Source organism: Aminobacter sp. P4_D5 (genome assembly GCF_056401815.1).
Map to the genome: position 1 here is coordinate 50,276 of NZ_JBFUIP010000005.1, position 26,368 is coordinate 76,643.

Sequence of the window (26,368 nt, forward strand, 5' to 3'; positions counted from 1 at the left end):
CCATGCGTATCCAGTTCAACCTGATCGTTGGCGGCTTCCTGACGGCACTGGTCATTCTGGCGGGACTTTTCGCACCCTGGCTCTCACATCTTGACCCGGTTCTCGACGCCGACCTGATGAACGCCGAATTGCCGCCGGACTGGACATTCTGGTTTGGCACCGACGCGCAAGGCCGCGATATCTACACACGGGTGCTCTATGGCGCCAGGATCTCGCTGACCGTGGGCATCGTGTCCCAGCTCATCAACACTGTGATCGGTCTCGCGCTGGGTATCTCGGCCGGCTATTTCGGCGGCTGGTGGGACGACCTGGTCAATGGGCTGACCAACGTCATGCTGGCCATTCCTTCGCTGATCTTTGCCATCGCCATCATCGCGATCCTCGGGCCGGGATTGCCGAGCCTGCTGATCGCGCTGGGGCTTACCAACTGGTCCTGGACCTGCCGTATCGCGCGTAGCTCAACCTTGTCGCTCAAGGGCCTCGGCTACGTCCAGGCTGCGAAGACGCTTGGCTACGGCAATATCCGCATCATGATCACCCAGCTTTTGCCGAACATGATGGGTCCGATCCTGGTGATCGGAACCTTGGGCATGGGCGGTGCTGTGCTGTCGGAAGCCGCGCTATCGTTCCTCGGGCTTGGCATTCGCCCGCCCTTCCCCAGCTGGGGCAGCATGCTCACCGACGCGCGTGAACTCATCGTCATCGCGCCGTGGGCAACGATCTTTCCCGGCCTTGCCATCTTTCTGTCCGTGCTCGGTTTCAACCTGCTGGGCGATGGCCTGCGCGACATGCTCGACCCGCATATGAGGATCCGCCGCGCATGAGAGATATCCCGCTTCTCGAAATCAAAAACCTGGATATCGGCCTGAAGATCGGCGGGCACGAGCAAAAGATCGTCAAGGACGTGTCCTTCGACATCATGCGTGGCGAGGCCTTCGGTCTGGTCGGTGAATCAGGTTGCGGCAAGACGATCACCTCGCTTTCGATCATCGGCCTGATGAAAGGGCCACTTGCGGTTACCGACGGCCAGATCCTGTTTGACGGCACGGACCTGCGCGGCCTGTCGCCTCGCGACATGCGCAATCTGCGCGGCAATCGCATCGCGATGATATTCCAGGAGCCGATGACCGCGCTCAACCCGCTGGCGACAGTCGGGCGGCAAATYGCCGAGATGTTCGTTCTGCACAAGGGCACGAGCTGGAAGGATGCAGAACAGCGCGCGGTCGAAGCATTGGCCAGCGTCAAGGTGCCGGCACCCGAGCAGCGCGTGCACAATTACCCACACCAGATGTCAGGCGGCATGCGCCAGCGCGTCATGATCGCCATCGCACTCGCCTGTGACCCGGACCTTCTGATCGCCGACGAGCCAACGACAGCGCTCGACGTGACCGTGCAGGCGGAGGTGTTGAAACTCATCCACGAGCTTTGCTCTGCCCGCAACACCGCCGTCTTGATGATCAGCCACGATCTTGGCGTCATCGCCAACATGTGCCAGCGCGTTGGCGTGATGTATGCCGGCCAGCTCGTTGAAGAGCGCGATACCTACGACCTGTTCGCCGATCCACGGCATACCTACACCAAGGGCCTGCTCGGCGCCTTGCCCCGGCTCGGTTCGCGACAACGCCATGGTCGCCAACGCCTCGTCGACATCGACAGCATCGTCACCGACAAGAGCAAGCTGACCGAAGAATTCTACTTCGAGCCACGCAAGCCGCAAATGGCGGCGCGTGCCGATAGCGAGGCTCGCTGAGCATGTCTGGTCAAACAACGGCGACCGATCGTCCCTTGCTCGAAATCAACGACCTGCACGTCCATTTCCCGGTGAGCGGCGCGCTTTTTTCCCGGCGTAAGCAAGCATTGCGGGCCGTCAATGGTGTCAGCCTCCACCTCAACAAGGGCGAATGCCTGAGCATTGTCGGTGAATCCGGCTGCGGCAAGTCGACAACCGCCCTGTCGGTGATCGGGCTCCAGGCTCCGACCTCAGGCGATATTCTATTCGAAGGCAAATCGATCATTGGCGCCAACGCGCCACCCCGCATGGAACGCGCGCGGATCGCACAGATGGTTTTCCAGGACCCCTATGCCTCCCTCAACCCGCGCCAGACGGTGCATCGTTCACTGGCGGAGCCCTTGCGCCTGCATGGCACCAAGTCCCGCAGCGAAATCGACGACCGGGTCGCCGAGATGCTGCGCCGCGTCGGCCTGACGCCGGAACAGGGAACCCGCTTCCCACATGAATTTTCCGGCGGCCAGCGCCAGCGCATCGGCATCGCGCGCGCGCTGATCCTCGACCCGCACATCATCATGCTGGACGAACCGGTCTCGGCGCTGGACGTGTCGATCAGGGCGCAGATCATCAACCTGTTGCTCGATCTCAAGGAACAGCTGTCTTTGTCCTACATCATGATCAGTCATGATCTCGGCGTGGTCGAGCATATGAGCGACCGCGTTGCGGTGATGTATTTCGGCCAGATCGTCGAGATCGGTCATTGGGACGCGATCTTCTCAAGCCCGACACACCCCTATACACGCAAGCTGATCAGCACCATTCCCGACCCGGACGCCATCTTGCAAACCGGCGTCAAGGCAGTCTTGCGGAACGCGCCACTGCCGCCTCAAGGGTATCGGTTTTATCCGCAAGACATCACCAATCCCGACGTCTATGCCGCTCCTGCGCCCAGCGAGCTGATTTCGATCGGCGAGGATCATCAGGTACGTTGCCAGCGCCTCTCCGCCTGAACCGGTCGCCCGGCAGGCAAGGGACTCGTTCCGGCCACTGGTCATACCGGATGCCGCATGCCTTGACATGACGTCGACTTCGGCCGCATCCCATGATCACGAATTCAAAGTGTTACGCGTCGCTTGCGCCCCCCTTGGGCCGCACGGCGATGCCCAGGGGGCGGCGTCTTGGAACTCAAGTGGCTGGAAGACTTCCTCGCCTTGGCGGAAACCAATAGTTTCTCCAAGGCTGCGGAAGAAAGGAACATCACCCAGTCCGCCTTCAGCCGTCGCATCAAGCAACTCGAGATATGGCTCGGCTCAAGTCTAATCGATCGCGCCACCTATCCCTCGCGACTGACCTCTGCGGGCGAAAAGTTCGTGCCCGTCGCGCGCGAGGCCGTACGCAGCCTGACGCAGGCGAGGCGAAGCCTGCGCGAGCAGGAAGGGGCCGAGGCCCAGACGATCACCGTCACCGCGCTGCACACGCTGTCGTTCACCTATTTCCCCGGCTGGCTGCGCACAGTCAGCGACAGGGTCGGCCCGCTCCTGTCGCGGATCAAGCCCGACCTGGGAAGCATGGAAGAAAACGTCAGCTCGCTTGTCGATGGCGACTGCGACTTCCTGCTGACCTATGCGCATCCAGCGGTATCCCTCGTGCTCGATCCCGAACTCTTCGAGTACCGCATCCTCGACCAGGAGACGATCATTCCGATCTCCGCCCCATCCAGCGACGGCAAGCCGCTGCATGATCCCGACCGGGAGCGCCCGGCGAGCTATGTCGGCTATGAGAAAGGCTCGTTCTTCGGCCTGCTGTTCGGCGAAGTTCTGTCCGAAAGGCTTGCCGCGCACAAGCGCGCCCACACCGGCTCGATGTCGGTGGGGCTCAAGGGCATGGCGCTTGCCGGCTGGGGCGTTGCCTGGGTTCCCGAAAGCCTGGTCCGGGCGGAACTGGACAATGGTACGCTCGTTCGAGCAGGCGATACATCGTGGGACATCCGGGTCGACATCCGCCTATACCGCTCCCGCCAGAACCGCCGCCCCATCGTCAACCGCGTCTGGCAATGACGGGATCCGTCCGACCGTCCATCCCCGCAGGGATGCTCGACACATAGCCCCCACGCACCAGAAGCCTCTCTCCGACAATGCAACTGCATTTGAGACAAAGCCTCAATTCCGTTGTGTGGCGACCTGCCTGGGAATGAGGAAGCGGGCGGCAAGGACGCAGAGCAGCACGGTAAACATCAGGATCAGCGCAACGAGCKCGTTGATATCTGGCGAAAAACCAAGCCGCATCATCGCCCACAGCCTGACGGGCAGCGTGCTCTGAGTTCCGGTCACCAGAATGGTGATCATGGTTTCATCGAACGACAAGGCGAAGGCTAAGATCGCGCCGCCGATCATCGCGCTCGAAAGATTTGGCAAGATGATGCGCCAGAACGTCTGCCACCTTGTGGCACCCAGATCGTAAGACGCCTCCACCAGCGTGCTGCTCATCGATTGCAACCGCATCAGCACGGTGCGGTAGACAATCGCCAGGACAAAGACCGTGTGACCGATGATGACCGTCAGCAGCGAGCGCTCGATGCCAACTTCACGGAAGAAGATCAGGAGCGCCAGACCGCTGATGATCGGCGGCATCAGGAATGGCAGGAATATGATGAACTGCAGGATGGAACGCCCGCTGCGGCGGCCGTGATAGTAGAGGGCCAGCAGCGTTCCGCCCACCACGGATAGGACAACCGTACAGATACCGACAATCAGCGTGGTGCGCAGAGCGAGGAGAATGTCCCGGTTCTCGGCCAAGGCCACGTAGGCCGAAACCGTTGGGGACGACCAATCGACCTCGCCGCGTGTGATCGTGAAGAACGACGACACGATCGGCACAAGCAGCGGACTGTAGAGCAGCACGGCGACCAGCGCMGTGACTGCGGCCAGAAAGATAGTGGACGGCCGAAGCGCGGCACTCATGGCGAAGTCCCCCGATTGCGCCCGAAGCGCTCGCCAAGGAGAATTGCGGCGATCACCACCATGGCCAATGCCACCGACAGGGCCGCGCCAAACGGCCAGTTATAGGCCGTGCCGAACTGGCTGTAGAGGATGCGGCCGAAGGTGAACCCGCTGATGCCACCGACCATTTGCGGGGTCAGGAAATCGCCGATCGCCAGCACGAACACAAAGCTTGCCGCCGTTGCCACACCCGGCAGGCTAAGCGGCAGTGTGATACGCAGGAAAGTCTGCAATCCACTGGCGCCGAGATCGTCTGATGCGCGCAGCAAGACCTGCGGAACGCGTTCGAGTGCGAGGAAAATCGGCAGGATCGCGAAAGGGATCAGCAGGAGCGTCAGCGTAAGCAAGATGGCGTTCATGTTGAACACGAAGAGCGAGGATGGCTCCTGCAGGATGCCGATCGCCACCAGTGCCTTGTTGAGAAAGCCATTGAGGCCGAGAATGCTGCGGATCGCGTAGATCTTGATGACATAGCTCATCAGCAGCGGCACCAAAAGCAGCATGAGCAACGCGTAGCGCCACCGTCCTTTGAGCGTGGTCAGGAAATAGGCCGCGGGGTAGGCCAGCAAGACACAGATCGCCGCCACCGAAACGCACAGCACGATCGTGTTCCAGAACACCGGCAGGAAAACCGGATCAGTGAAGAAACGAACGTAATTGCCCAGCGTCAGGGCGTGGTTGATCTCACCCTGATCGACGCTGAAAAAGCTGTAACCCAGAAAGATCGCCAGCGGCACGAGAATGAAGATCACAGGCAAGGCAAACGCCAGTACCGTCACTAGCAGCGACCATCGCATTTCGGAAAGCCGCATCGAACTATAGCTGGTCATGAAAGCACCAGATGGCCTTCGTGCGGCATGAACGAAAGCGCCATTGTCTGGCCGCATGTCAGTGCGCTGCCGTTGACCCGGCTTGGGAGACGCAGCCTCACGCGMGGCGCGTCTTCGCCGTAGCCGGCAGTGATGGTAGCAACGGTCGATGAGCCGGCAAAGGCCATATCGACAATCCGGCCTGAAAAGCAGTTGTCGGCGTCCTGCGCATCCGCAAGGTGTAGGGCCTCAGGACGAAACACCGCAAAGGCGCTGGTTCCGTCCGCCGCAGCCTTCAGTTGGGGCTGCCCGTCAACGGAACAGACCAGACGTCCGAGCCCTGTCTCGATGGATCTCAACTCGCCCTTGACCGGCCCAAGCGTTCCCAGCACCAGATTGTTTTCACCAAAGAACCGCGCCACAAACTCGCAATTCGGCTTGTAGTAGAGCTCGTGCGGGGTGCCCAGTTGGCGAATGTGACCAGCCTGCATCACGCAGATGCGGTCGGCCATGCCGATGGCTTCTTCCTGATCGTGGGTCACGAACAGAAAGGTGGTCTTGATTTCGCGCTGAATGGATTTCAGGAATTCCTGCATCTGGCGCCGCAGTTCGAGATCGAGCGCGGCAAGCGGTTCATCGAGCAGGATGAGGCGCGGCTGGCAGATCAGCGCGCGGGCCAACGCCACACGCTGGCGTTGGCCGCCGGAAAGCTGCGCGGGAAAGCGATCGGCAAAGCGCCCGAGTTGGACCAGCTCCAGAGCTTCCGCGACGCGACGAACGATCTCCTTGCGTGGCACATGGCGAACTGAAAGCCCATAGCCGACATTGCCGGAAACGGTCAGGTGCGGAAACAGCGCATAGTCCTGAAACACCGTGTTGAACGGACGCCGGTTGATCGGCATGCGGCTGATGTCTTCACCGTCCAGCCGGATTTCGCCTGATGTCAGGGGCTCCAATCCGCCGATGAGCCGCAGGACCGTGGTCTTGCCCGAACCCGATGGTCCCAGGACGGTCAGAAATTCGCCATCCCGGATCGAAAGATCTAAGTCGTGGAGCACGGGAACCGCGCCGTAGGACTTGGATACGGACCGCAATGTAAGCAGGTCGGGATTCTGGTTCATAAGTTGCTCTTGCGTAGATTTGGCGATGGTCCGGACATGTCCGGACCATCGGTGTTTCGAGTGCGCAAGTCAGAGATCAAGGTGTAGCCTTGACCTCGTTCCACATATCCGAACGCTTGAGCGGGTCTTCGACATTGTTGAGCCAGACCAGCTTGTCGTTGCCGCCGGCACTGCCGGTTTCAGTGACCGTATTGCCAAAGCCGGTACGTTCGGAGAGCTCACCACCGATCTTCTTGCTCAGCATGAAGTCGATCCACTTTTCGGCCGCGGCCTTGTCGCGAACGCCTTTGGAGATGACCCAGTTGTCGAGCCAGGCCAATGCGCCCTCGCTTGGATTGACATAGGCGACGTGGGCGCCAATGTCCTTGAGCGCCTTGACCTGCTGCTGGCCGTAATTGGCCCAAATCAGAGCAACGTCGTTGTTCTTGTAGATCTGCTGAGCTTCATCGGCGGTGGTGTAAAAGCTGAGCACGTTGCGCTTTAGGTCGACCAGCTTGGCCTTGACCGCCGCCAGTTGGTCGTCGCTGAGATTAAACGGATCCTTGTAACCGAGCGTCAGCGCCGTGAATGAGAAATTGTGCTCGCCATTGTCATAAGCCAGGATCTTGCCCTTGAATGCCGGATCCCAGAGTGCTCCCATCGACGTCGGCGCTGGCTTGACCTTGTCGGTGTCGTAGATCAGGCCGATCGAGTCGAAGCAGAACGGAATGCCGTATACCTTGCCATCGTTCATCACGCCGCCAACCGCCGCCAGATCGCGGAAGCGCGGCAGCACGTCCTTCTGGTTGGAGAGCTGCGCGACGTCGATCGGCGCGACAAGATCAGCCTTGATATAGCGCTGCAATTGGGCTGTGTTGACTGCGAAGACATCGAAGTCCTGGCCTTCGCTGCCCTTGATCTTGGCCCAGATTTCATCGTCGCTGCCGATAAAGACAACATCCACGCCTATGCCGGTGTCGGCGGTGAATTGCTTGACCCAATCAGCGTCTGCGTAACCGTCCCAGGCCAGGACCCGAAGGTTCTCGGCCAAGGCCGCCGATGCCATCAGGCCGATGCCCAATCCAACTGTCGCTATCCTTAGAAGCAGTCTTTTCAGTGCCATAACTAACCTCCCTTGATCATGCATGGTGAGCCGCAATTCGCAGGTCTTCCGCTGTCACAGCTGTGTGACGACGACCAATCCCTCGTCCGGCATAAGCTCCATCCGGTTGCGCAGTGGCTTGCCGAACTGCTGGGCTTGGATTTCATATTCGTCGCCGGGTGCCGTCTGGACGCCCGAGGCGTAGCTCATGACTGCCGCGCCGAAGAAATAAGCGTGCAGGTCGCCGGGCCTGCGGTTCATCGGGTAGCGGAAATGATAGTGCTCGAGATTGGCGATCGAGTGCGACATGTGCGCCTCGCCCGACAGAAATTCCTGCTCCCAGATCACGGCGCCGTTGCGCCGGATGCGAGAGTGGCCACGCACTTCGTCGGGCAGATCTCCAACCAGCAGTTCCGGGCCGATCGAACAGGACCTGAGCTTGGAATGGGCAAGATAGAGGTAGTTCTCCGCTTCCGTAACATGGTCGGAAAACTCGTTCCCAAGCGCATAGCCGATGCGATAGGGACTGCCATCGGGCCCAGTGAGATAGAGCCCGACAATTTCGGCTTCCTCGGCGCCAGCCCGGGCGAATGCAGGCAGCGGCAACGGTGAGCCGGGCGCAACGACACAGGTGCCGACACCCTTGAAGAACCACTCTGGCTGAACCCCGAACTGGCCGGCGGCGGGCTTGCCCCCTTCCAATCCCATGCGGAAAATCTTGAGGGAATCGGATTCCTCGGCATCCTCGCCATGGGTCAGGACGTGCATCTTGTCGCGCGCTGCTGCACTTCCCGTGTGGGTCAGGCCCGTGCCGGTGACAAGGAAGCGCGCTGGCTCGGGATGATCTACCGGGGCAAGCACCAGGCCGGCACGCAACAGCTCATCATAGTCAATCTGCTCGGCCGTCATGCGCTCCTCGACGAGCGTTGCAATGGATACGCCCCGGGCAATCGCCGCCTCGGCCAGTTCGAGGACAGTGCTTGTTTCCTTGAGCGGGTGCAGATGGTTGCCGTCGATCGAGACACGGCCCACCCGGCGGTCTCCGGCAGGCATTTTGAATTGTACAAGACGCATGAAATCACCTTTTTCCATCGGGCGGGTCACACCCACCCTCCATCGACGATGAATTGCTGGCTTGTGCACATGCTGCTGTCGTCGGCTGCGAGAAACAGCGCCATGCGCGCGATATCGGACGGCTGCAGTCTATCCGGCAGGCATTGCCGTTCCTCGATCTGTCGCTCGCCGGCCGGGGTCAGCCACAACCGCATCTGGCGTTCCGTCATGACCCAGCCCGGCACCATGCAGTTGACGCGGATGCGTTCGGGGCCGAGCTCTCGTGCGAGCGCCCGTGTCATGCCGTAGACTGCAGCTTTCGCCGTCACATAGGCGGGGCAATCCGGATCGCCGACCATCCAGGTGATGGAGCCAAAATTGATGATCGAGCCGCCACCGAGTGCGCTCATCTGCGGACGCACGGCCTGGGCCGCAAAGAACTGGTGACGCAAATTGACCGCCATGCGATCGTCCCAATAGGACACCGTCACATCCTTGGTTTGGTGGCGGTCGTCGCTGCCCGCATTATTGCACAGCACCTGGATCGGGCCGTTGTGCTGCATCGCCTGCTCGACGGCGGACCGCAGATCCTCGACATTGCGCAGGTCGCACGGAACGAACAGCGGCGGTGCCTCGCCCAGTGCGCCGATGGCATCGACGAGACGCCTCGACTGCTCCTCCGCCACATCTACAAATGCGACGCGGCTGCCCTGGGCGCAGAAGTGACGTACCAGGCTCTCGCCGATGCCGCTGCCGCCGCCGGTTATGAAAACGCTGCGGCCCCTCAGGCTGGGGAAGATGGCGTAGCTGCTGGTTTCGCCAGTCATTGCCCGCGCCCTCTAGTGCGAATGCCGAGGGATGCCGGCGTCGCGGCGGCCGACGAGAAAATCGAAATCGCAGCCCTCGTCGGCCTGCAGCACGCGCTCGACATACAGGCTTTGGTAGCCGCCTTCCGGCGGCGGCGGCGGCGTCCAGTCGCTACGGCGGATCGCCAGTTCTTCATCGGAAACGAGAAGCTCTAAGCGACGCCCGGCCACATCGAGTTCGATAAGATCGCCATCGCGCACCAGTGCAAGCACGCCCCCGGCGGCTGCCTCGGGCGCCACGTGTAGGACCACGGTGCCATAGGCGGTACCGCTCATGCGCGCATCCGAAATCCGAACCATGTCGGAGACGCCTTGCTTGAGCAGCTTTGCCGGCAGCGGCATGTTGCCGACCTCGGCCATGCCGGGATAACCGCGTGGACCGCAATTCTTGAGCACCATCACCGACGACGCGTCAATGTCCAGATCGGGATCATCGATGCGAGCGTAGTAATGCTCGATGTTTTCGAAGACGACGGCCCTGCCGCGATGCTGCATCAATTCAGCCGTTGCCGCCGATGGCTTGATCACCGCCCCGTTGGGCGCGAGATTGCCGCGAAGGATCGATATCCCCCCCTCCTCGGTCAACGGGTTTCGCAGCGGCCGGATCACCTCGGGATTGTAATTGGGCGCACCGTCGACCAATTCGCCGATGGTCTTTCCACTGACAGTCATGGCATCGCGATGAAGAAGCCCCACCTCATCGAGCGACGCCATGACCGCAGCTAGCCCCCCGGCGTAGTAAAAGTCTTCCATCAGGAATCGGCCGGACGGCATAAGGTCGACGATCGTGGGCACGCCGCGTCCAAGGCGATCCCAGTCTTCAAGCCCCAGCTCCACCCCAACCCGACGGGCGATGGCGATCAGATGCAACACCGCATTGGTCGAGCCCCCGATTGCCCCGTTGACGCGAATGGCATTTTCAAAGGCCGCCTTGGTGAGGATTTGCGAGATCGTCACGTCCTTGTGGACCAGATGGACGATGCGGCGTCCCGCCAGATGGGCCAAGACTCCCCGCCGGGAATCGACCGCAGGGATTGCCGCGTTGTCGGGCATGCCGATGCCGAGCGCTTCGACCATGCTTGCCATGGTCGAAGCGGTCCCCATTGTCATGCAACTGCCGGCCGACCGGCTCTGGCCCTGTTCGGCGGCGAGGAAATCGGCCACGGCCATGCGCCCAGCCTTCACGTCCTCGGCGAATTTCCACACATGGGTGCCCGAGCCGATATCCTGCCCGCGGAACTTGCCGTTGAGCATCGGCCCGCCCGAAATGGTGATGGTCGGCAGATTGCATGACGCCGCCCCCATCAGCAGCGCCGGCGTGGTCTTGTCGCAGCCGGCCAGCAGCACGACGCCATCCATCGGATTGCCCCGGATCGATTCCTCCACATCCATGCTTGCCAGATTGCGGAACAGCATGGCGGTCGGGCGCATATTACTTTCGCCCAGCGACATCACCGGAAACTCGAGCGGCAGGCCGCCGGCCTCATAGACGCCGCGTTTGACATGGTCCGCAAGCGCACGAAGATGGGCATTGCACGGGGTCAATTCGGACCAGGTGTTGCAGATCCCGATCACAGGACGGCCGTCGAACTCGTCGCCTGGAATGCCCTGGTTCTTCATCCAGCTGCGGTGCATGAAGGCATTCTTGCCCTCGCCCCCAAACCATGCGGTTGAACGCAGCTTGCGTTTTTCATCCGTCACGACGTCTGTTCCTTGCGGCGCTTGTTGCGGTTCTCGACGCTGCGGCGCACGTCTTCCTCGGCGTTGTCGATGAGCACCAGCAGCGCCTTTTGCGCGCCCGGACCGTCGCCAGAGGCGATTTTTTTGGCCACTTGCCTGTGCAGCGGCAGCGAGTGGCGCTGCCCCTCGGGGTTGTCGTTGGAAAGGCGAAAGCTCATCACAAGAGCGGTCTCGACCAGGGCAGCCAGCGAGCCGATCAGTTCGTTGCCGGTCATACGCAAGATGGTCTGGTGGAACACAAGGTCCGGCTTGGCGAAACGGTCGCCATCGTCGCCAACCGCTTCCATTTCGGTCAGCGCAGCGTTCATCTCGGCGATCTGGCCCGGCGTGGCACGCTGGGCTGCGAGTGCTGCGGACATGGGCTCGATGGCTCGACGCAACTCGAACAATGCCCTGACATCGTCGGCGCTGACAGCCCCGGCGTAGCGCCACGACAAGACATCCGGATCGAGGAAATTCCAGTCGGCGCGCGGACGCACCCGCGTTCCTGTCTTGGGCCGTGACTCGACAAGCCCCTTGCCCGCCAGAACCTTGATCGCCTCGCGCAGCACCGTGCGGCTGACGCCCAGCATTTCGCTGGAGTCGTCGGCGTTGGGAAGCGCTTCGCCGGGCAGGAAATCACCTTGCACGATGCGCAATCCGATTTGTTCGACCACCGTCGCATGCAGCGCGGTCGAGCCGCTGGATACCGCGACCGCGACCCGGGAGACTCGGGCCGCGCTAAACGACTTTCTATTCTTCATACTATTCATATGATATTTTTTAACGGCATGATCGCCGGAGTCAAGAGGATGGCATCGGTCTCGCCGCCAGATACGCTGCCGATCCTGCTCGATACGGTCTTTAGGGTATGGGCACGCTGCGGATCGCAACGTTCACGTTCACGCTTTCCAGGCACAATTTACTGATTAGCGAAGAGGCATCGTGGCCAAAGCGGCGAACGAATGCGCGACTTCGATACGCGGCAGAAGAACACTGGATAGTGTCATCACTGGCTATCCGCACCGAGCGCAGCTTTGAAAACTACGCAGCTCAGGCAAGCCGAATGGGGATGGGCAAATCAAGAGTGTCGCTGACGGAAGCTGAGCGCTCACACGTGACCGTATTCGAAAAATCTACAGCATCGCCAGCGCTGCAACTGCCAAGATGATGCGGAGATAACACCCGGCCTGCCGTCGATTGAAGCAAGGCGGCTCATGACGAACCACTGCCAAGCTCCAAATAGCTAAGGACGCAAATAGCTCAGGATGATCGTCGGACAGGTCACCTAGCCAACCATCATACTGCTGAAATTGAACCAACAAACACGAAAAGGCGGGAGATTGCCCCCGCCTTTTCGTCGCCAAATGGGCTGATCTGAAATGATCATGTCTAAAGACCTGCTGCGGCAGTTTGCTGCCCAGGTCTCCGGATCAAACCATGTTTCTCGCGCGCTCACTGGAGCGGACGTCAGTACAGTCGAGACTTGCCGCGCGCCTCCGGCTGCCAGGGTGCGCGAGAAAAATCAGGCTTTGCTGAGATTGCCAGCAGAGGACTTGCCGGTGCGGCGGTCCTGCTCGATCTCGAAATTGACCTTCTGGCCATCAGCGAGGGTCGAGAGTCCAGCGCGTTCAACAGCGGAGATGTGAACGAAAACGTCCTGACCACCATCATCCGGCTGAATGAACCCAAATCCCTTAGTGCTGTTGAACCACTTCACGGTTCCAGTCGCCATATGCTTATTCCTTGTAACTCTAGCAATGTGCATGGCCCGACAGTGAGGCCGGTTCGGTTCGTATCAGGATTTTGAGACAGACGCAGCAAAAAGATGACAGCCCATCGGCCTGCATCGATGCCACTTTCGCGGCGCCCCGCCGGTTTCCCCGCGCGATACCGGCGGGGACACTCAGGCCGCGGCTGTACCGGACGTCAGCCCTTTGACGTCCGCTTCTTCTTTTCGGGATCATCGAAGGTCAGCGTGTGGGCGATCGCGTTGGCTCTCAGCGACCTGCCCCGCACCTCCAGCCTCACGCCTTGCTTGGCATAAGGCCCGTCGAGACGAGCAATCGCCATCGAGCGTTTGGTCAGCTTCGAATAGGACGGACAGGTGATGACGCCGACCTTGTTACCGTCGGCCCAGACCTCGTCACCGAGATCGGCCATCTTGTCGCCTTCGATCAGCATGCCGAAGATTTTGAAGCGCTCCTGGCCTTTCTGGCGATAGTGCTCCTCGGCACCACGGAAGCCGGTCTTGCCAGGCGAAACCGTGAAATCGAGCCCAAGCTCCCACAGGCTATCGCCGACGGGCTGGCCCGGGATCGGATACATCTGCGAATTGTCATAGGGGTAAAACAGCAAATAGCTCTCGACACGCAGCAGGTCGAGCGTGCTGAAGCAGCACGGAATGATGCCCATCTCCTTGCCTTCGGAAAGGATCGTGTCCCAGACAAGCCGCGCGTCCTGGCCGCGCACGAAGAGTTCGTAGCCGCGTTCGCCGGTGTAGCCCGTCCGCGAAATCGTCACCGGCGCTCCGAACAGCGTGGTGTGGATGTGGTGGAAGTAGTTGAGGTCGCGGATGCCGGGCACATGCCTGGCGAGGAAGTCGACGGCGACCGGCCCTTGCAGCGAAAGGTCGTGCAGGTCGTCGTCGAACAGCACGGCACAATTGCGGCCCGCCGCCTGCTTGACGATCTCTTCATGCGCGGTGCCGGTGCCGGAAACCAGCATCCAGGAATTGGGCCCATTGCGATAGATCACGCAATCATCGGTCAGATGGCCGCGCTCGTTGAGCATGGTTGCATAAACCGAACGGCCCGGCTGGATCTTGGCTATGCTGCGGGTCGTGATGTACTCCAGGATGGCGATTGCGTGCGGGCCGATCAGGTGCGTCTTGCGAAGGCCCGACACGTCCATCAGGCCGGCCTTGGTGCGGATCGCGATGTGCTGGTCGAAAGGGTCCGCGTCGTAGGTCCAGGCGGTGCCCATGCCGCTCCAATCCTCGAGATTGGAACCCAGTGCGCGGTGGCGGTCGCCGAGGGCGGTGAAGCGCCAGCTCAAAGTCATTGTATCCTCCGGTAATTTTGGCAAACAGGTTTCGTGCTGGCGCGGGTCAAAGCGCACCAGGAACGTCTTTCGTTCGTGAGCAGGACCCGCGACAGATTTTAAGGAGTTTGGGCAGGCGATCGGCCTGAGCGCCCTCCAACGCTCAGGCCAGGCGGAGCGGGACTCCGCCGATCAGCCGGCCAGGCCGGCAGCCAGGACCACGCCTGCAGCGGCGATGCCACCACCGCCCATCTTGAGCGCTGTGCGCCAGGATTGGCGCGCGACAATGGTTGCAAGGGAAAAGCCCATCGCATGCAGGACCACTGTCGAAGCGACAAAGCCCAGCCCGTACAGGAAGGCATTGCTGGCGATAGGCAATTCCTGGCCATGGGCAAAACCATGCAGGCCGCCAAACGCGAACGTCATCGCAAAGGCCGCTGCGAATGGCACCTTGCTGCCCAGCGCAACGATCGCGCCCAGCAACACCACCGACCCGGCAATGCCCAGCTCGACGAAGGGAAGCGAAAGCCCACTCATGCCAAACACCGCACCGGCGATCATGCCGATGACGAAGCCGAGCGGCAGCCAGCGGAACACCGGCTCGTTGTCGGCATTCTGCCCGGCCCAGATGCCCACCCCGGCCATGGCCAGGATATGGTCAAGTCCTGACAAAGGGTGGGACAGTCCGGCTCCTAGGCCACCGGCCTCGGGCAGAAAATGGGCATAGCTCGGCATCGTCGAGGCGGCATAAGCAACAGCAACCGCTGCAGCGAACCGCGTCATCTTCTTCGTGTTCGTTGTCGTGTTCACCATCAACTCCTGTGGCCGGCCGCAGCCGGCCTTATCCAAGTGGTTGTCTGTTACTCGGCGGCGACCAGATCGGTGCGGCGCAGATTGGCGTCGATGACGTCGCCATTTTGTGCCGCCAACGAGGCCATCAACCGCATGATGACACACGCAGCCAGGCGGGCCGCCGTGCCGCTGATGTCGAAGATCGGGCAAAGCTCGGTGAGGTCGATGACACTGACACTGCCGCGCTTGGCGATCATGTCGGCGATGCGCATCATCTCGCGCGACTCGATGCCGCCCGGCTCCGTCGAGGTGACGCCGGGTGCAGCCGACGAATCCATGACGTTGAAATTGAAGCTCAGATATTGCGCGTCGGTGTTGCCCCAGACCCGCTCGATCGAGCGCTCGACAAGCGGGTAGATGCCGCCATCGAACAGGTCGAACATCGAGTCGAACTGAAGCCCCCTCTCCTTCGACAGATCGATATGGTCCTTTGGGTTCATGGCGTTGCGAGCGCCCAGATGCGCGACATTTTTGATGTCGAGATTGGGCAACTCGGTGATGCGGGCCATGGCGCAAGGGGCGAGATTGCGCTCGCCAGCCCAGCTGTCGGCCATGTCGAGCTGGGCGCTGAAATGCATGTAGCCCATCTTCTTTTGCGCCCCGATATGGTCGGAAAGCGCGCGCGCCGCAGCGATCGAGATCGAGCGGTCGCCACCGCAGATGATCGGCGTCAGCCCGGATTTCAGCACTTCGCGGACCGCACGATAAATGCGCTCGTGGGCCACTTCGGGGCTGACCTTCGGCATCGAAACGTCGCCGCAATCGACAGCGGCACCGTGCAGGTCGACATTATATTCGAACCAGTAGGAGAAATACTCCTGCGAGACGAGGCGGAATTCGCGCGGGCCGTCCTCCGATCCGGGCTTGCCGACATTGCCCTCATCGAACGGCACGCCAACGAAGGCATATTTGGCGCCGCAGGCCTTGAGTGCTTCGGCGTTCAACGGGACGTGGGCTGAACGCAGGAACGTGATCAGGCCAGGTGCCCGGTAGTTGTCGCCCGCATCGCCGCCAAGCGGCGAAAACAGATGGGCATAGGATTTTGCTGGGTTCATGACTGTATCTCCTCCTCAAGAATTCTTACGGTTGCTTACCCTGCTGGCGCAGAGTCTGGGCGCGTGAGCCGAGATAGTGGTAGATCATGTTGACCGTCATCTTGGCGCTGATCTGGCTGGAGTCGAAGTAGGGGCAGAGCTCGACGACATCGAGAATGTCGCAGCCATGCCGGCCAGCGATCCGCGCGAACTGGATCGCTTCCCGCCCCTTCAGGCCGTAGCATTCCGGCGAGGTCGAGCCGGGCATGCAGCTCATGTCGATCGAGTCCGTATCCCAGGTGAAGTAGAGCGTGTCGGCGTCCTTCTTCACCCGTTCGAAGATCTCGTTGGCGCACACTTCAAGCCCGCGCTCGATCATCTCGGGCATGGTGACGACACGGATTTCGTTGTCGACGTAGAAATCCCACCAATCCTTGGGATTGAGGCCGTTGCGCGAGCCCATATGCGCCATGTTCCGGGCGTTGCAATTGGGCAGGTCGAGCGCGCGCGGCGCACCGGAGCAGTTGGTGATCAGGTTGCCGGCCCAGTCGGGTCCGGCGTCGAGATGGCTGTCGACATGCAGATAGCCCATCTTGCCGGCGCCGGTAAAACGCGACAGCGCCTTAGCGCCAGGGATCGGCAAGGAATGGTCGCCGCCAAACAGGATCACCTTGGCGCCGCCTTCGAGGCATTCGGTGACGTAGTCGGTGGTATATTCCTGCGACTTGATGTTGTTGCCGGGCACCGTCGGCACATCGCCGCAGTCGACGATGCGGAAATAGCTCAGCAGGTCGACGTCATATTCGAACATGTAGGGGAAATATTGCGTCGTGGCTTCACGTAGCCCCGAGGCACCTTGCGAGGCGCCGGCGCGCACGATCTGGCCCTGGTCCCACGGCACCGCCAGGAAGCAGATTTTCGCACCCATTTCCCGGATCTTGTGACGATCCGGCGGGCAATAGGGCGCGCCCATGAAGGTGGCGAGCCCCCTGGATTTGAACGAGCCGTTGTGCAGCTTCGGAGAGTAGATGTGATCGTTCTCGCCGAACTGCTCGGCGGGGCCACGATGTTGATGTGGCGTGAACTGCCACTTGGCTATGTCTGCTTTTCGATCAAGCATGCTGTTCCTCCCAACAGATAACTACTGAAGTGTTTGCCCAACCGGGGCCAACGCCGGAAATGGAGCTTCTTCCTCAAGCTCGATGTGGGTCAGTTCCATCTCGCGCCCGGACAGCACCTTGCGTGAAGGCCTCCCGCAGTCGGGGCAGCGAAGATTGGAAAGAGAGAGCGGCGAACGCGCCTCAGCACAGTGTTCGCAGAATATGGTCAGCGGCACTTCTTCGATGTGCAGCTTGGCGCCTTCGCAAAGCGTGCCGCGCGTCGCCGGGCCAAAGCAGAAATAAAGCGAGCGGGCGATGCCGCACATGACGCCTAGACGCACATGCATACCAGTGACACGGGCGCGGCCGTTACGCGACGCGTGATCGCTGGCGAGATCGATCAGGCTTGAGGCGATCGTGAGTTCGTGCATGGCGCCACCTCACGCGTGCAACGTGTTGCGGATGGATTCGACCCGTGCCTGCAGCGCTCGCGCGAGGTCTTGCAATTGCTGCTGGCGGGCGCGGACGATCCAGTCCAGCCAGTCCGTCATGCCCGTGCCGTCGCGGGCGGAAACGACGATGGTTTCGATTGTCGGGTTGATTTCACGGGCGCGGCCAACACAGGCCGCGATGTCGAAATCGCAATAAGGCGCAAGGTCCGACTTCGAGATGACCAGAAGGTCGGCCGCAGCGAAGGCCTCGGGATATTTGACCGGCTTGTCGTCGCCTTCGGTCACCGACAAGATCACCACCTTGTGGGCTTCGCCGAGATCAAAGCCGGCCGGGCACGCCAGATTGCCGACATTTTCGATGAACAGTACCCCGCCCTGCTTCAGCGAAAGCGATGCTAGCGCGCGCTGGATCATGTCAGCGTCGAGATGGCAGCCCTTGCCGGTATTGATCTGCACGGCCTGAGTATCCGTCGCACGGATGCGGTCAGCGTCGTTAGTCGTCTCCTGATCGCCTTCGATCACCCAGGTCGGGAAGCTTCCCTTCAACCGCTGCAAGGTCTCGACCAGCAAGGTGGTCTTGCCTGCTCCGGGGCTGGCGATCAGGTTGAGCGCAAGCACGCCATGGGCGCACAGTTCGTCGCGCACATCGTCGGCGAACATGCTGTTCTTGGCCAGGATCTCCTGCTCGATCTGCACCAGCCGTTTCTGGCTCATGCCCGGCACGTGAGTCTTGGCGGCATCCTTGCCGAAATGCAGGTCGACGGGCCGGATGCCCGCAGCGGGATTCTCGTCCGCGTGATGATGAGGTTGGTCATGGCCGTGATGATGGTGATGGCCGTCCTCATGATCGTGGTGATGATGCACATCGCCATGGTGGTGATGGCTATGCGCATGCTCGTGATCGCCGCCCCCAGCATCGCCTTTGCCATCAAATCGAATGTTCTCAGGCCCGCAGCCGCATACCTGGCACATGGCTATCTCCCGTTCTTGATAGTGGAAGGGCTTTTGGCGGAGGGGTCGCCGGCATAGTGCAGCAGTCCCCAGACGACCTCCTTGAGGTAACGCATCGCAGCCGGGATCGGCGCGCCGTGCGGCATGAAGCTGCCGAAGTAGATGCCGTCGATATTGCGCGAGATGAATGCCGCCATCTCATCGGGGTCCGGGCAGGCAAACATGCCAACCTCGACGCCCTGACGGATGCAATCCGCAAGAACCCGCTTTTCGGACTCATAGAAGTCCTCGACGAAGCTATCGATGAACTTGGGACCCGCGTCCTTGGCGCCACCGGCGTTGACGAACATGATGCGCACGAGGCTGCGCAGCGTCTCCGACATCTCGACATTGAGGTCCAGGTAAGCGCTCAGCAATTCGGCCGGGCTTTCATGTCGAGCGACGACCTCGCCATAATTGGTCATCAGCCGGTCAAGCGCATGAAGCACAGAGGACTGATACAGCGAGTCCTTGTTCTTGAAGTAATAATAGATAAGCGAGTGAGCGACACCCAACTTCTTGGCGATAAGCGGGATCGTGACGCTCTCGTAATCTTCCTCTGCGAAGCATTCCAGCGCCGCCTCCAGCAAGGACTCCGCCCGAACACCCGGATTGCGGAAAAAGCGGGTCTTGGCCCGTTTGACCGATTTCACGCGATCTTCAAGATGGATGAGTGCGGCGGATTCCATGGATGATTTCCTGACTTTGGGCATTGCCGGAAAGGCTCGACGCCGACAGCGTCGGTACAGCACCTGAGAGACAGCCAAACCGCTGCCTCAGATGTCGAGGGCACTGGGCTCGTTGATGGCTCTTTCGACCTTGACGCTACGTAGCTTTGACATTCGTGTCAACACCTGTTTCCGGCAGTTTTTGCTCTTTCATGCGAAGGCGGAGTCACCAATGCGCGTTTGCCATTATCCCATTTGAGATGAATTCAGCCACAACTAATATCTCATATGCTATTGAAATAACTATCATAGTTGCACTGCCTCGTGTTGACGCGCGCGGCATTCGCCTTTCCCTTTGCAGCTTGCATTTTCCTTGACCGAGGCATGTATGTGCGGTCCTACTAATATTTTTACAGCACTGTCAGGAAAAATGTTTGACAGCGAAATCAAACTGCCGCAACGTAACGAACCGATGGAAGTTTGCCTCGAATGAGGAGATGAGAGGCGCGCCACGCATCCAAATGTCTGCCGGAACCTGGGGTCGTTCAGATAGGAGAACCCCGCTTGCTAGCTCCCTTCCCGAAATCAGACGGACGCAACGGCTAAGGTCAGCCTCGTCCGAACGGGCGCTGCGAGGACCCTGCCCCGCCAGACACACAAGCCTGCCCCGAGCCGAAGCGTTGATGCTTCTTCAGCGCCAGGACATCGGTGTTCATTTAGTCTTTGGAGGAGGATGAAATGACCGTCACTTCAACCGACAATGAAATGCGTCGGGAACTGGACAGACGACTGACCATCATTGCGGACCCAAGCTATGAGGATCCGGCGCGAACCGACATTTCGGGCCGCGACATCGGCATCTGGTTCGCCGTCACGTCCTTTATTCTCGTCGTCGCGATTGCCATGTGGGTCGGGGGCAACTGATGGCCCCCCCACCCAAATTCACTGGCGCAAGCGCTGCCTTCGGCACACTTCCCGTGCTGAAAGAGGAACGCGAGATCGGCTTCCTCGATCATTCCTGGATCAATATCGGCCTCGCCATCGCCACCTGGGCATTCTTGCTCGGCGGCAGCACGGCCCTGGTTGTCGGCGCCCGCGACGGCATCTATGCGATCATCATCGGCAACGTCATCGGCGTGTCGATCATGGCCGTCAGCGTCTGCATCTCGACCGGCAAATTCGGCATCGAGCAATTCACCTTGATGCGCAGCGTCTTCGGGCCGACCGGCATTTTGATCCTCGTCGGGTTCTTCCTTGCCATATACGGCGTCGGCTGGTCGGCGGTTCTGTCGATCATGTTCGGGCGCGCCATCAGCGGCGTCATGAACCAGGTCGGCGGCACCCATATCGGCGAAAACGATCTCGGCGTGACCCTCTTCGCCATCCTGGCGATCGGAATCTCGTGGCTACTGCTGTGGAAAGGCCCGACCGCCGTCAAATGGCTCAACCGCTTTGTCGGCCCCGGCAAGCTCATCTTGTGCTTCAGCATCTTGTTTCTGATCTTCAGCCACAAGAGCTGGAGCGACATCAGCAGTGCGGCTCCCCTTGCACCGTTCGACGACCACCGGCTCAACTTCATGATCGCCGTCGAATTCAACCTGGCGGCCGGTTTTGGCTGGTGGCCAGTGCTGGGCAACATCTCGCGCTTCACGCGCACCCCGCGCGCAGCGCTCTGGCCCAACCTGATCGGCATTTTCGCCGCTGCCGTGCTCGGTGAATTGGTCGGATTGTTTGCAGCCCTCAGCCTTGGGTCGCATGACCCTACCGCCTGGATGATCCCGCTCGGCGGAGCCTTCATCGGGGTGACAGCCCTGCTGTTTGTCGGACTGGCAAACATCACCGCCATCGTCAGCATCTTCTACGGCATGTGCCTGGCGATGCGGCAAGCCGGCGGACGCTACTTCGAAGCACTGCCATGGGGATTGCTGACCGGGGCGCTGTTTGTGCCGGTGATCGTCATCGCCTTCTTCCCGGGCCAGATCTACGACAACTTCTTCAAGTTCCTCGCCTGGACTGCACTTGGATTTGCTCCGCTTTCCGGCGTAACCGCGGTGGACTACCTGATCCTGCGCCGAGGCCGGATCAAGCAGTGCGACGTCTTCAACGACGGTGCCGATTCCGACTATGCGTTCTGGCGCGGCATCAATCCGGCCTCGTTCCTGGCGCTGGCAGGTGGTGGCCTCGTCTACTACGCCTTGTTCGATCCACAATCGCTTGCCGCGCATGGGCCATTCATCTGGGTCAGCGCATCTGTTCCCGCCTGCCTGGTAGCAGCGCTCCTGCACTACATTCTGACGAAGTCCTTCGTGATGCCGGCCAGGCTCGGCGGATACTGAACTCGACTTCGGGTGATCCGTCCAAGGCAACGGGTCACCCGAAGCTTGTGCCAAGTGGTGCAGCCCCACCGCACCTGATCCTTCAGCGCCATCAGCCTGAGATCACCGTGAAAAAAGCCAGAGAACCATTGCTGCACAATGCAATTGGTCGCGAGGTTCGCGCCTTTCGAACGCGACACGGCATGAAGGTGAGTGACCTGGCAGCGGCAGCGAACCTGTCAGTCGGAATGCTGTCGAAGATCGAGAACGGCGGCATCTCGCCCTCGCTCACCACATTGCAGGCGATATCGCGCGGCTTGGCTGTGCCCATCACCTGGCTGGTGAGCCGCTTCGAAGCCGAGCGTACTGCAATCTTCGTCAGAGCGGGAGCACATGGCGGTACCGCTTCGGCCAGCCAGAAAAAGCGCCTCGGCCATACGGGCGTCGACCCCGCTGGCTTTGTTGTCGAGCCCTGTATGATCACCCTTACGCGCGAGACGGACATCTTCCCGTCAGCCAGCCACCAAGGGATGGTGTTCCTCTACATGCGGCAAGGCGAAATCGTCTACCGCCACGGCTGCAGCCTTCATCGGATGACGCCGGGGGACAGTTTGTTCTTCGACGCCGACACATTGCATGGTCCGGACGCAATCATCGAGCTGCCCGTCCGCTGTTTGTCGATCACGTCAAGTCGTCACAGATGACACGCGACGGCCGCCAAATGGAGATGCCTCGCGCCGGCGTCGCCGCATGCGTCATGCATGCGGCCGCTGCCTTTGTCAGAACCTGCTGCTGACGCCCAGCTTCGCGCCAACCGACCTCTGACCTGCGCCCTCGATGTTGAACAGAAGATCGGCATCGATGGTCCAGTCGTTGACCGTCTGCAGCGACAGCCCGGTCGAGACCGTGCTGAACAGGCCGCCCCCGTCCATCGCCGAGTAGCCTGCGGTGAGGCCGAGCTTTGGCATCAGGGTCGAGCCGTTCGCCAGCTCGAAGGTCCGGGTTATCTCAGCACCAAGGCTGAGGCGCAGCTGTTCCTGGTTGAAGCCGTCGATCTCGATCTCGTCGCCGAGCTCGTTGCGGACGGCATAGTCGTCGACTTCCTCGGAGAAGTAGACGGCCCGCAGCCGCGGCGTTAGCACGGTGATGTCGTCGATCTGCATCTGGCCCTTGAGCGAGCTGTCAAACATCCAGCGCTGGGTGTTGAACGTCCCGTCCCAAAACTGCGTGTCGATGTCGTTGGACGACCCGCCATAGAGCAGGCTGGTGTTCCAGAATACACCCTTGCCAAGCTCGAACGAAGCATAGGGGCCAACCAGCCAACCATTGCCGGTCAGCAACGCGTCTTCGTCGGTGGGATCGGACATGCGATCATAGTGCAGGGAAACACCGATCAAGGCCTTTTCGGATAGCAGATAGTCTGCGCCGAGCGAAACCATGCCGAAGCTGCCCCAGTTGCCGGCATTGTCGTCCCGCTTGTGCGCCATCAGAGCGCCGTCGATCCAGATGTTGAACGGCGAGGACGCAGCGCCCAGTTGCGCCAGCGATGAGGCAAAGCCAAGTGACAGGCCGCTCTTTGACGGCGACATCTGGGCCGTGACCGGCGCGCCGGCCGTCTCCATGCGGCGGCGCTCCATCAAGTCCGGGATCGCAATCGTCGAAGCGATCATGCCTTGGCGCGACTCGACGAAGCCGCGTACCCGCGCTTCGATGTTTTCGGCCACATCGGCTGCATCGTAGCCGAGATTGTAGGTGATCGTGCCGGTGTTGGATCCCAAGGCGCTCGTCAGACGGAAACCGACGCGCACCCGACCCGAATAGCCCCGGTTCGGCTTGAAATTGAGATACCAGCCGACAGGTGCCGCGAACGCAGACGCTTGGGCAACCTGGCCGCGAATGATGGTGACTGTGCCTGCATTGGCCGGCTCGACGAAGGTCGCCTCGGCGTCGGTGAACGGACCTCCGGTCGCGCCGCTGTTGAGATAGACGTCGAGCGGATCCGACCCCGGCGGAACGTTGACGACCTGGTCGGGAACGGCAACCGCACGGGTCTTGACCTTCAGGGTGAAAGCTTCCGATCCCGTCGCGCCGTTTGCATCGCGCACACCGATGGAGAAATTGTAATCGCCCTCGGTAGCCGCCTGCAGCGGGCCAGAGAGCGCGCCTGTCGAGACATTCAGCACCAGTCCGCCAGGAAGCGTTCCATTGACAACACTGTATATCAACGCGCCGGTTCCACCGGTGGCGGTGATCTTGCTGGTGTACTCCTCACCAGCCATGGCCTCGACCAATGCGCCGCCGGCGGGCGAGAAAACGAAGGTGGTCGGTGATACCGCCACAGCGATCGCATATGCGGCCGCTCCGGATGCGCCATGGACGTCGGTCGCGGTAACGGTGAAGTTGGCAGTTCCGCTTGCTGTCGGCGTGCCGGCAAGCACACCGGTCGAGACATTGAGCGTCAAGCCGGCCGGAAGCGCGCCCGAAGTGATCTCGTAACGGTAAGGTGCGGTGCCGCCTAAGGCGGCGATCGTCTGGCTATAGGCCGTTCCGGTGGATCCGTTGGGCAGGGTCGCTGGCGAGACGGCGAGGGTCGGTGGAGACACGGTGATGGTCACGGTCGCCGGTGACGAGGTGCCGGAGGCATTGGTGGCGGTGTAAGTGAAGCTGTCGGAGCCGGAATAGCCTGCCGTCGGGGTGTAGGTGATCGACATACCTGATGCCGTGGCGGTGCCACGGGCGGCGGCCGAGGCAACGGCAACTGATGCCGCTGAACCGCCGCTAAGGTTCAAGGTGATAGGATTGGCCGAGGAATTGGCTGCAACCGTCGCGCTCACAGCGCCGGCGACCGGCGCCTGACCGCCGATGGTGAGGGAATAGGCTCTCGATCCGGTCGCGCCATGGRCGTCTTCTGCGGTGATGGTGAGGTTGGCAATGCTGTTTGCCGTCGGCGTGCCGGAGATCACCCCTGTCGATGTGTCAAACGACAGGCCGGCCCCCAAGGCGCCGCTGGTGATCTCATAGCTATAGGGCGCGGTACCGCCAGAGGCAGTGATCGTCTGAACATAGGCTACACCGATGGTTCCACCTGCCAGGGGTCCTGCTGCTGGCGAAAGCGCGAGTGTCGGAGCCGACACGGTGACGGTCACGGTCGCCGGTGCGGAGGTGCCGGAGGCATTGCTTGCAGTATAGGTAAAACTGTCGGAGCCCGAATAGCCTGGTGTCGGAGTGTAGGTCATCGACGTCCCGACGGCGGAAGCGGTGCCGTGGGACGGCGCTGCAGCCACGGTAACGGATGTTGCTGCGCCTCCAGAAAGGTTCAGCGTTATCGGGTTCGCACTTGAGTTGGCTGCAACCGTCGCAGAAACCGCTCCCGCGGTCGGGGCCGGAACGCCTCCCACTGCGATCGAATAGCTGGCCTGACCTGTTGCGGAATTGGCGTCGGTTGCAGTGACCGTGAAACTTTCGGTGCCGTCGGCGGTCGGCGTGCCGGAAATCATGCCGCTGGCGGCAATAAGGGTCAGCCCCGCAGGCAGCGAGCCGGCGGTAATGGCGTATCTGTATGGGGCGGTGCCGCCCGAGGCAGCGATGGTCTGGCTGTACGCGATGTTGATCGTTGCCGCCGCCAGCGCGCCGGAGCCGGGGGATAACGTGATTGACGACGGTGCAACGTAAGCAAATGCGCCTGTCAAAGTGGCCGACCCAGAAGCGGTCGCGACAACAACATCGACGTTTCCGGAAGCATGTGGAGGAGTGGTGGCGGTGATCGAGCTCGCGCTGTTGACAGTGTACGAACTCGCATTCGTGCCACCGAACTTCACAGCCGTGGCACCGGTAAGATGGGTGCCGGTGATCGTGACGGAAGTGCCGCCGGCAACATCACCGGAAGGCGGCGAAACCGCAGTGATCGTGGGAGTCGAGGCGACATTCAATGTTGCCGGAGTGGAGACGGCGTCTGGCGAAACTGCACCCGTGGCAACCACCCGGTACAGATACCGGTTCATGCCGGCCGTTGCCTGGCTGATCGTCAGCGTCGACGTGGTTGCGCCCGAGTAGACGCTGCCATTGGCGATGTTGGTAAAACCTGAGCCCTCATTGACCTGCCACTGATAGCCGGTGGCGTCAGTTGCTGTGACGGAAAATGTGGCAGGGCTGCCGGAAACCACGCTTGCATTGGCCGGCTGCCCGGTGATCGCAGGGGCAGCTGGCGCAGGTGTACAGGTGACGGTGGCTTGGAGAGTGCCGTTTTCGGAGCCGCTCCACGCGTAGACGACAAAACCGGTGTCGTCGGCATCGATAGTGTACGTGCCGTTCAGGCTCAGCTCACTGCCCGGTGTGGCAAAGCGCTCAAGAGGGACACCTGCGGGCCCGGACCCGTTGTTCTTGTAGATTGCGAAGCCCGCGTTGCCTGAACCAGGATTGGTCGCACCGGAAGTGGTCACCGTATAGTTTATCTTTTCACCGGCGCTCACGCTCACGCCGGGCTCGCCTCCTGCCGCCGGAGCCGTGTAGCGGAGGTGGTTCCAAAGCTCCTGGCTGTT

General features: G+C 61.1%; 24 protein-coding genes and 1 pseudogene. 7 read left to right on the forward strand and 18 right to left on the reverse strand.

The genetic code is table 11. From position 1 onward, the window contains the following. The first annotated feature begins 2 nt into the window (after window positions 1-2). From AC1DWF_RS02435 to AC1DWF_RS02450, 4 genes are all read left to right on the forward strand, one after another. Window positions 3-824: an ABC transporter permease gene (locus AC1DWF_RS02435; RefSeq protein WP_476788719.1), complete on the forward strand. Its 822-nt coding sequence runs from the start codon at window positions 3-5 to the stop codon at window positions 822-824. Further along, window positions 821-1,750, forward strand: a complete 930-nt coding sequence (locus AC1DWF_RS02440; protein ID WP_476785920.1) for an ATP-binding cassette domain-containing protein — start codon at window positions 821-823, stop codon at window positions 1,748-1,750. Before AC1DWF_RS02435 ends, AC1DWF_RS02440 begins: the two co-directional genes overlap by 4 nt. 2 nt (window positions 1,751-1,752) lie before the next feature. Further along, window positions 1,753-2,739 carry an ABC transporter ATP-binding protein gene (locus tag AC1DWF_RS02445; RefSeq protein ID WP_476785919.1) on the forward strand — a complete coding sequence of 329 codons (987 nt, stop codon included), beginning with the start codon at window positions 1,753-1,755 and terminating at the stop codon, window positions 2,737-2,739. Window positions 2,740-2,907: 168 nt separating this feature from the next. After that, the gene (locus tag AC1DWF_RS02450) at window positions 2,908-3,786 is read left to right on the forward strand and encodes a LysR family transcriptional regulator (protein WP_476785918.1); all 879 of its coding nucleotides are present in this window, start codon (window positions 2,908-2,910) and stop codon (window positions 3,784-3,786) included. A 102-nt stretch (window positions 3,787-3,888) separates the two neighbouring features. On the opposite strand, the gene AC1DWF_RS02455 is transcribed toward AC1DWF_RS02450, so the two are convergent. The 17 genes and pseudogenes from AC1DWF_RS02455 to AC1DWF_RS02535 form a co-directional block, all read right to left on the reverse strand. Continuing rightward, window positions 3,889-4,689: an ABC transporter permease gene (locus AC1DWF_RS02455; RefSeq protein ID WP_476841428.1), complete on the reverse strand. Its 801-nt coding sequence runs from the start codon at window positions 4,687-4,689 to the stop codon at window positions 3,889-3,891. Continuing rightward, complete coding sequence (locus tag AC1DWF_RS02460; protein WP_476788721.1) at window positions 4,686-5,558, reverse strand: ABC transporter permease; 873 nt, start codon at window positions 5,556-5,558, stop codon at window positions 4,686-4,688. The genes AC1DWF_RS02455 and AC1DWF_RS02460 overlap by 4 nt, the downstream gene beginning before the upstream one ends. Further along, complete coding sequence (locus AC1DWF_RS02465) at window positions 5,555-6,658, reverse strand: ABC transporter ATP-binding protein (RefSeq protein ID WP_476788722.1); 1,104 nt, start codon at window positions 6,656-6,658, stop codon at window positions 5,555-5,557. Before AC1DWF_RS02465 ends, AC1DWF_RS02460 begins: the two co-directional genes overlap by 4 nt. A 76-nt stretch (window positions 6,659-6,734) precedes the next feature. Continuing rightward, entirely contained in the window at window positions 6,735-7,760 is a 1,026-nt protein-coding gene (locus AC1DWF_RS02470; protein WP_476786725.1) for an ABC transporter substrate-binding protein, read from the reverse strand. Window positions 7,761-7,814: 54 nt separating this feature from the next. Beyond that, window positions 7,815-8,813 (reverse strand): AraD1 family protein, encoded by a 999-nt coding sequence (gene araD1, locus AC1DWF_RS02475; protein ID WP_476788723.1) that lies wholly within the window; start codon window positions 8,811-8,813, stop codon window positions 7,815-7,817. Between the two features lie 26 nt (window positions 8,814-8,839). Next, window positions 8,840-9,619, reverse strand: coding sequence for an SDR family NAD(P)-dependent oxidoreductase (locus AC1DWF_RS02480; RefSeq protein ID WP_476788724.1), 780 nt, complete (start codon window positions 9,617-9,619; stop codon window positions 8,840-8,842). A 12-nt stretch (window positions 9,620-9,631) separates the two neighbouring features. Next, window positions 9,632-11,359 (reverse strand): IlvD/Edd family dehydratase, encoded by a 1,728-nt coding sequence (locus AC1DWF_RS02485; RefSeq protein WP_476788725.1) that lies wholly within the window; start codon window positions 11,357-11,359, stop codon window positions 9,632-9,634. Then, window positions 11,356-12,141: a FadR/GntR family transcriptional regulator gene (locus AC1DWF_RS02490; protein ID WP_476788726.1), complete on the reverse strand. Its 786-nt coding sequence runs from the start codon at window positions 12,139-12,141 to the stop codon at window positions 11,356-11,358. The genes AC1DWF_RS02485 and AC1DWF_RS02490 overlap by 4 nt, the downstream gene beginning before the upstream one ends. Before the next feature lie 761 nt (window positions 12,142-12,902). Further along, window positions 12,903-13,112, reverse strand: coding sequence for a cold-shock protein (locus AC1DWF_RS02495; RefSeq protein WP_476785013.1), 210 nt, complete (start codon window positions 13,110-13,112; stop codon window positions 12,903-12,905). A gap of 194 nt (window positions 13,113-13,306) precedes the next feature. Then, the gene (locus tag AC1DWF_RS02500) at window positions 13,307-14,440 is read right to left on the reverse strand and encodes an aminomethyl transferase family protein (protein ID WP_476785014.1); all 1,134 of its coding nucleotides are present in this window, start codon (window positions 14,438-14,440) and stop codon (window positions 13,307-13,309) included. A gap of 171 nt (window positions 14,441-14,611) precedes the next feature. Continuing rightward, window positions 14,612-15,229: a HupE/UreJ family protein gene (locus AC1DWF_RS02505; RefSeq protein ID WP_476804313.1), complete on the reverse strand. Its 618-nt coding sequence runs from the start codon at window positions 15,227-15,229 to the stop codon at window positions 14,612-14,614. A gap of 50 nt (window positions 15,230-15,279) precedes the next feature. Then, window positions 15,280-16,326, reverse strand: coding sequence for an arginase family protein (locus tag AC1DWF_RS02510; RefSeq protein ID WP_476785016.1), 1,047 nt, complete (start codon window positions 16,324-16,326; stop codon window positions 15,280-15,282). A 25-nt stretch (window positions 16,327-16,351) separates the two neighbouring features. Further along, on the reverse strand, window positions 16,352-17,425 hold the full coding sequence (locus AC1DWF_RS02515; protein ID WP_214390604.1) for an agmatinase family protein: 1,074 nt from the start codon (window positions 17,423-17,425) through the stop codon (window positions 16,352-16,354). Window positions 17,426-17,446: 21 nt separating this feature from the next. Next, window positions 17,447-17,836, reverse strand: coding sequence for a hydrogenase maturation nickel metallochaperone HypA (hypA, locus tag AC1DWF_RS02520; RefSeq protein ID WP_476785018.1), 390 nt, complete (start codon window positions 17,834-17,836; stop codon window positions 17,447-17,449). A 9-nt stretch (window positions 17,837-17,845) separates the two neighbouring features. Next, window positions 17,846-18,517 (reverse strand): hydrogenase nickel incorporation protein HypB, encoded by a 672-nt coding sequence (gene hypB / locus AC1DWF_RS02525; RefSeq protein ID WP_476788734.1) that lies wholly within the window; start codon window positions 18,515-18,517, stop codon window positions 17,846-17,848. A gap of 96 nt (window positions 18,518-18,613) precedes the next feature. Further along, a pseudogene (locus AC1DWF_RS02530) lies at window positions 18,614-18,829 on the reverse strand (hydrogenase nickel incorporation protein HypB); the annotation flags it as partial. A 2-nt stretch (window positions 18,830-18,831) separates the two neighbouring features. Beyond that, window positions 18,832-19,536 (reverse strand): TetR/AcrR family transcriptional regulator, encoded by a 705-nt coding sequence (locus AC1DWF_RS02535; RefSeq protein ID WP_476785019.1) that lies wholly within the window; start codon window positions 19,534-19,536, stop codon window positions 18,832-18,834. Between the two features lie 717 nt (window positions 19,537-20,253). On the opposite strand from AC1DWF_RS02535, the gene AC1DWF_RS02540 reads away from it, so the two are divergent. From AC1DWF_RS02540 to AC1DWF_RS02550, 3 genes are all read left to right on the forward strand, one after another. Continuing rightward, window positions 20,254-20,439, forward strand: a complete 186-nt coding sequence (locus tag AC1DWF_RS02540; protein WP_476787301.1) for a hypothetical protein — start codon at window positions 20,254-20,256, stop codon at window positions 20,437-20,439. Next, window positions 20,439-21,851 carry a purine-cytosine permease family protein gene (locus tag AC1DWF_RS02545; RefSeq protein WP_476788728.1) on the forward strand — a complete coding sequence of 471 codons (1,413 nt, stop codon included), beginning with the start codon at window positions 20,439-20,441 and terminating at the stop codon, window positions 21,849-21,851. Before AC1DWF_RS02540 ends, AC1DWF_RS02545 begins: the two co-directional genes overlap by 1 nt. A gap of 107 nt (window positions 21,852-21,958) precedes the next feature. Next, window positions 21,959-22,534, forward strand: a complete 576-nt coding sequence (locus AC1DWF_RS02550; protein ID WP_476804312.1) for a helix-turn-helix domain-containing protein — start codon at window positions 21,959-21,961, stop codon at window positions 22,532-22,534. Between the two features lie 75 nt (window positions 22,535-22,609). Here AC1DWF_RS02550 and AC1DWF_RS02555 read toward each other — a convergent pair whose 3' ends face one another. After that, on the reverse strand, window positions 22,610-26,305 hold the full coding sequence (locus AC1DWF_RS02555) for a putative Ig domain-containing protein (RefSeq protein ID WP_476841429.1): 3,696 nt from the start codon (window positions 26,303-26,305) through the stop codon (window positions 22,610-22,612). Between the last annotated feature and the right edge of the window lie 63 nt (window positions 26,306-26,368).

What these genes read in the sequence shown, in the direction of transcription:
- AC1DWF_RS02460 (WP_476788721.1), bottom strand. Translation starts at nt 5,558, where the DNA reads ATGACCAGCTATAGTTCGATGCGGCTTTCCGAAATGCGATGGTCGCTG.
- AC1DWF_RS02480 (WP_476788724.1), bottom strand. Translation starts at nt 9,619, where the DNA reads ATGACTGGCGAAACCAGCAGCTACGCCATCTTCCCCAGCCTGAGGGGC.
- AC1DWF_RS02495 (WP_476785013.1), bottom strand. Translation starts at nt 13,112, where the DNA reads ATGGCGACTGGAACCGTGAAGTGGTTCAACAGCACTAAGGGATTTGGG.
- AC1DWF_RS02435 (WP_476788719.1), top strand. Translation starts at nt 3, where the DNA reads ATGCGTATCCAGTTCAACCTGATCGTTGGCGGCTTCCTGACGGCACTG.
- AC1DWF_RS02500 (WP_476785014.1), bottom strand. Translation starts at nt 14,440, where the DNA reads ATGACTTTGAGCTGGCGCTTCACCGCCCTCGGCGACCGCCACCGCGCA.
- AC1DWF_RS02470 (WP_476786725.1), bottom strand. Translation starts at nt 7,760, where the DNA reads ATGGCACTGAAAAGACTGCTTCTAAGGATAGCGACAGTTGGATTGGGC.
- hypA (WP_476785018.1), bottom strand. Translation starts at nt 17,836, where the DNA reads ATGCACGAACTCACGATCGCCTCAAGCCTGATCGATCTCGCCAGCGAT.
- AC1DWF_RS02445 (WP_476785919.1), top strand. Translation starts at nt 1,753, where the DNA reads ATGTCTGGTCAAACAACGGCGACCGATCGTCCCTTGCTCGAAATCAAC.
- AC1DWF_RS02540 (WP_476787301.1), top strand. Translation starts at nt 20,254, where the DNA reads ATGACCGTCACTTCAACCGACAATGAAATGCGTCGGGAACTGGACAGA.
- hypB (WP_476788734.1), bottom strand. Translation starts at nt 18,517, where the DNA reads ATGTTCGCCGACGATGTGCGCGACGAACTGTGCGCCCATGGCGTGCTT.
- AC1DWF_RS02510 (WP_476785016.1), bottom strand. Translation starts at nt 16,326, where the DNA reads ATGAACCCAGCAAAATCCTATGCCCATCTGTTTTCGCCGCTTGGCGGC.
- AC1DWF_RS02490 (WP_476788726.1), bottom strand. Translation starts at nt 12,141, where the DNA reads ATGAAGAATAGAAAGTCGTTTAGCGCGGCCCGAGTCTCCCGGGTCGCG.
- araD1 (WP_476788723.1), bottom strand. Translation starts at nt 8,813, where the DNA reads ATGCGTCTTGTACAATTCAAAATGCCTGCCGGAGACCGCCGGGTGGGC.
- AC1DWF_RS02515 (WP_214390604.1), bottom strand. Translation starts at nt 17,425, where the DNA reads ATGCTTGATCGAAAAGCAGACATAGCCAAGTGGCAGTTCACGCCACAT.
- AC1DWF_RS02545 (WP_476788728.1), top strand. Translation starts at nt 20,439, where the DNA reads ATGGCCCCCCCACCCAAATTCACTGGCGCAAGCGCTGCCTTCGGCACA.
- AC1DWF_RS02535 (WP_476785019.1), bottom strand. Translation starts at nt 19,536, where the DNA reads ATGGAATCCGCCGCACTCATCCATCTTGAAGATCGCGTGAAATCGGTC.